Origin of the sequence: Propioniciclava sp. (assembly GCF_036744435.1) — a bacterium.
Lineage (GTDB): Bacteria > Actinomycetota > Actinomycetes > Propionibacteriales > Propionibacteriaceae > Propioniciclava.
This window is the reverse complement of the sequence record NZ_DAIOIA010000170.1, coordinates 1-4,535: the sequence shown is the minus strand read 5'-3', so window position 1 is coordinate 4,535 and position 4,535 is coordinate 1. Positions and strand designations below refer to the sequence as shown.

Below are 4,535 nucleotides of genomic sequence, written 5' to 3'. Positions count from 1 at the left end.
TCCTCCTTCTTCTTGCCATCGCTGAGCGGCTGGCCGACCTTGCAGTTGTCGCGGTAGACCGCCAGCGCCTTCAGGCCGAGCTTCCAGCCCTGCAGGTAGACGTCGGCGATCTCCTCCACGGTCGCCGTCTCGGGCAGATTGACCGTCTTGGAGATGGCACCGGAGAGGAACGGCTGCACCGCAGCCATCATCCGGACGTGCCCCATCGGCTTGATGGCGCGCTCGCCCATCGCCGTGTCGAAGACCTCGTAGTGCTCGGTCTTGAGCCCGGGGGCGCCCACGACGTGACCGTTCTCCGCGATGTAGGCGACGATCGCCTCGGACACCTCGGCGGTGTAACCCAGCTTCTCCAGGGCGCGGGGAATCGTCTGGTTCACGATCTGCATCGAGCCACCGCCCACGAGCTTCTTGAACTTCACCAACGAGAAGTCGGGCTCGATCCCGGTGGTGTCGCAGTCCATCATGAAGCCGATGGTGCCCGTGGGTGCCAGCAGGGAGGCCTGGGCGTTGCGGAACCCGTTCTTGGCGCCCAACTCGACGACCTTGGCCCACTCCGCGGTGGCGGCTGCCTGCACCGGCAGGTCGGCGGTCTGCGTCAGCGTCAACTCATCGTTGGCGACCTGGTGCTTGCGCATCACCTTCTGGTGGGCGGACGCGTTGGGGGCGTATCCGGCGTACGGACCGACGACGGCAGCCAGTTCGGAGGAGCGCCGGTAGGCCGCACCGGTCATGAGCGAGGTGATCGCCGCCGCGAGCCCGCGACCGCCTTCGGAGTCGTAGCCGCGACCCATGGCCATGAGCAGCGCGCCCAGGTTCGCGTAGCCGATGCCGAGTTGGCGGTAGTCCCTGGTCGTCTGCGTGATCGCCTCGGTGGGGAAATCCGCGAACGTGATCGAGATGTCCATGGCCGTGATGATCAGCTCAACGGCCTTGACGAACGTCTCGGTGTCGAAGGTGTCGTCCTCGCGCAGGAACTTCAGCAGGTTGAGGCTGGCGAGGTTGCAGGAGCTGTTGTCCAGGCTCATGTACTCCGAGCAGGGATTGGAGGCCGTGATCGGGCCGGTCACCGGGTTGGTGTGCCAGGCGTTGATCATGCCGTCGTACTGGATGCCCGGATCCGCGCATTCCCAGGCCGCCTTCGCGATCTTGGTGAACAGTTCGCGTGCGTCGACCGTCTCGATGACCTCACCGGTCATCCGAGCCCGCAGACCGAACTGGTCGCCGGCCTCGACCGCCTCCATGAACGCGTCGTTGACGCGGACGGAGTTGTTGGCGTTCTGGTACTGCACCGAGACGATGTCTTTGCCGCCCAGGTCCATGTCGAACCCGGCGTCGCGCAGCGCACGGATCTTGTCCTCCTCGCGCGCCTTCGTCTCGACGAACTCCTCGATGTCGGGGTGATCGACGTCGAGGACGACCATCTTCGCGGCACGGCGCGTGGCGCCGCCGGACTTGATGGTCCCCGCCGAGGCGTCCGCTCCGCGCATGAACGAGACCGGGCCGGACGCGGTCCCCCCGGAGGACAGTAGTTCCTTGCTGGAGCGGATGCGGCTGAGGTTGAGACCCGCCCCGGAGCCGCCCTTGAAGATGAACCCCTCTTCCTTGTACCAGTTGAGGATCGAGTCCATGGAGTCATCAACGGACAAGATGAAGCACGCGCTCACCTGCTGGGGGCTGAGCGTCCCGACGTTGAACCACACCGGGGAGTTGAAGCTGAACACCTGGTGCAAGAGCATCCACGTCAGCTCGGCCCCGAACGTGTCCGCGTCCGCCGGTGAGGCGAAGTAGCCGTGCTCTTCGCCTGCGGAACGATACTTGCCGACGACACGGTCGATCAGCGTCTTGAGGCTCTCTTCGCGCGCCGGGGTGCCGACCGCGCCCCGGAAGTACTTCGTCGTGACGATGGTCGACGCGTTCACACTCCAGAAGTCGGGGAACTCGACGCCCTTCTGCTCGAAGACGGTCACGCCGGTCTTCCAGTTGGTCTGGACGACGTCGCGCCGCTCCCACGTCACCTGGTCGTACGGGTGCACGCCCTCGGTCGTGAAGACCCGCTCGACGGTGAGACCCTTGCCCTTCGCGGCGGCCTTGCGGGGCGCCTGCTTGGTTGCGGTCACTACTTCCTCCTGTGATTGACGCTCTGCGTGTCTGCCTGGTGAATACAACAAACGTGATGGGTGGTCGACTCCCGCTCAGAAGAGCTGGTCGACCAGGGGTTGTGGATCCGGGGTCAGCGCGGGCGAGGCGGCACCGCTCGCCTTCAGTTGCTCGATCGCGGTCTCGAAGTCCTCGACGGACTCGTAGTGGTGGTAGACGCTCGCGAAGCGCAGGTAGGCGATGGCGTCCAGGGCCCGCAACGGGCGCAGGATCGCCAGGCCCACCTCGTCGGCCTCGATCTCGCCTTGCCCGGCGGCACGCAACGACTCCTCGACCTGCTGGCCCAGCTTGGCCAGGTCGGTCTCGGAGACCGGGCGCCCCTTGCAGGCCTTCCGCACCCCGTTGATGACCTTCTCGCGGGAGAACGGCTCGATGACCCCCGACCGCTTCACGACCACCAACTGCATCTGCTCCAGGGTCGTGAAACGCTTGCCACAGGAGCGGCACTCGCGCCGCCGCCGAATCGAACTGCCGTCGTCGGCCACGCGCGAGTCGAGAACCCGTGAGTCCTTGTAACGGCACGCCGGACAATGCATGGCTCCCCTCCCTCGGCTCGCGCGGGCATCTCCCGCAGGGGATGCGCTGTGGATGATCGGTGGACGGAGATTGAGCCGCTAACCACAACCTGTGGACGGTGCACCTCCGTGTAACTACTACATGTAGAGGTTAGGCCGATCGTGAGCCACAATCAACCTCAGCGCGCCGCCGTGTCGCTGCCACGAAAACCGCCTCGCCCCGAGTATGGAGACCGGGGCGAGGCGGAAAGGGTTGGGGGATGGGGCGGTCTGGCGCTGACCGGCGGCTGAGGCAGGTTTCACCCTGCGCGAGGCGCCAGGAAGTGCCTGGCGGCACCGCTCAACCCAGGGAATCCGTGGCGGACATGGCGACAACCGGGGCCGCGGGTTGCACCGGTGCATCGCTGACCGCCAAGAAAGCGGACACGATCGTGACCCCCATGGCCACCGCGAGCGCAACCACGGCCACGACCATCAGCATCAGCGCCCGCGGCGTCCAATGGAGGTGCTCGAGGTCGACGGCGGTACCGCCCACGCCTGCGCCGCTGCCCTGAACGCTCCCAGTGTGCGCCGCGACCCCGACCGTGGTCGACCACGAACGCTGCCCGGGGCCGAGGGGTCGCCGTGGGGCATCGCGATGGGGGGCCACGGTCACGCCGGGGCGGCGCGCAGGTGCGACCCGGACCCGAGGGGTGGTGGGGTAATCGAGCAGCTGTGCGGTCATGGTCACTCCTTCGTTCGCGACGCCCATCGAACGTCTGTTCGAACAGTATTATCGAACACTCTTACGATTGCAACGGTGTCGCCGCGCGCGTCGCGCTCGATCGACTGCACCCCAGACTGGCGCCCGGGTCCGACACTTTTCCCTCGCCACTCATCGCGACACGGTCGAACAGGTGTTTGATTGCCCAGCTCGCGTGCCCTAGGTTGCCGGTATGGCGAAGAAGGACGGCGAGGGCGAGGTCTCCATTCCCCGGCAGAATCGGAGGGGGCGCCCCAGCGAGGGCGATCTCGCCCGGCTGGGCGAAGTGCGATCCCTGCCGGATGGCCCGGCCGACGCCGAGGGGCTCACCCTGCGGCAGCGCCTGATCCTCGAGACGATCCAGGGGGCCGTCGCCGAGCGCGGGTACCCGCCCACGATCCGTGAGATGGGCGAGGCGGTGGGCCTGGCCTCCCCCTCCAGCGTCACCCATCAGCTGAAGGCACTCGAGGCCAAGGGATTCCTTTCTCGCGATCCCAAGCGTCCCCGCGCGCTGGTCGTGCACCTGCCCGGCGTGGAGCGCGACGCCCCCGCCGAGGCCCGTCCGGCCGCCACCGGCTACGACGCGGACGTGCATGTGTCACGCTCGGTCGAGGTCCCGATCGTGGGGCGGATCGCCGCCGGCGGCCCCATCCTGGCCGAACAGCACATCGAGGACGTGTTCCCCCTGCCCCGCGACCTGGTCGGCGAAGGCGACCTCTTCCTCCTCGAGGTGCGCGGCGACTCCATGGTGGATGCGGCGATCTGCGATGGCGACTACGTGGTGGTTCGCCAGCAGCCTGAGGCGAACAACGGCGAGATCGTCGCCGCCATGATCGACGGCGAGGCCACCGTGAAGACGTTCAAGCGGACGGCAGGCCAGGTGTGGCTGCTGCCTCACAACGAGGCCTACTCCCCCATCGACGGCAACGAGGCGACCATCCTGGGCAAGGTGACCACAGTCTTGCGTCGCGTCTGACCGCTGCGGCTCAGGCGACCGCGTCAGGATTCAGACGCCGCAAGGCCGACACTGCGATCTCCGGATCCGTCGTCGACCAGAACGGCGGCAGCGAAGCCCGCAGGAAGCTGCCGTAGCGAGCGGTCTTCAGCCGAGGATCCAACAC

4 protein-coding genes are annotated in these 4,535 nt (G+C 67.1%); 1 reads left to right on the top strand and 3 read right to left on the bottom strand.

Features of this window, described 5'->3' with window-relative positions; all coding sequences use genetic code 11:
* The 3 genes from V7E09_RS14560 to V7E09_RS14550 form a co-directional block, all read right to left on the bottom strand.
* Positions 1–2,117, bottom strand: a 2,117-nt coding sequence (locus V7E09_RS14560; protein ID WP_324523615.1) for a vitamin B12-dependent ribonucleotide reductase, incomplete at its 3' end; no start/stop codon positions are given.
* Positions 2,118–2,192: 75 nt separating this feature from the next.
* Entirely contained in the window at positions 2,193–2,693 is a 501-nt protein-coding gene (gene nrdR, locus V7E09_RS14555; protein WP_324523614.1) for a transcriptional regulator NrdR, read from the bottom strand.
* A gap of 319 nt (positions 2,694–3,012) precedes the next feature.
* Positions 3,013–3,396 carry a hypothetical protein gene (locus V7E09_RS14550; protein ID WP_324511440.1) on the bottom strand — a complete coding sequence of 128 codons (384 nt, stop codon included), beginning with the start codon at positions 3,394–3,396 and terminating at the stop codon, positions 3,013–3,015.
* Positions 3,397–3,607: 211 nt separating this feature from the next.
* On the opposite strand from V7E09_RS14550, the gene lexA reads away from it, so the two are divergent.
* Positions 3,608–4,390, top strand: coding sequence for a transcriptional repressor LexA (lexA, locus tag V7E09_RS14545; protein WP_324523613.1), 783 nt, complete (start codon positions 3,608–3,610; stop codon positions 4,388–4,390).
* The last annotated feature ends 145 nt before the right edge of the window (positions 4,391–4,535 follow it).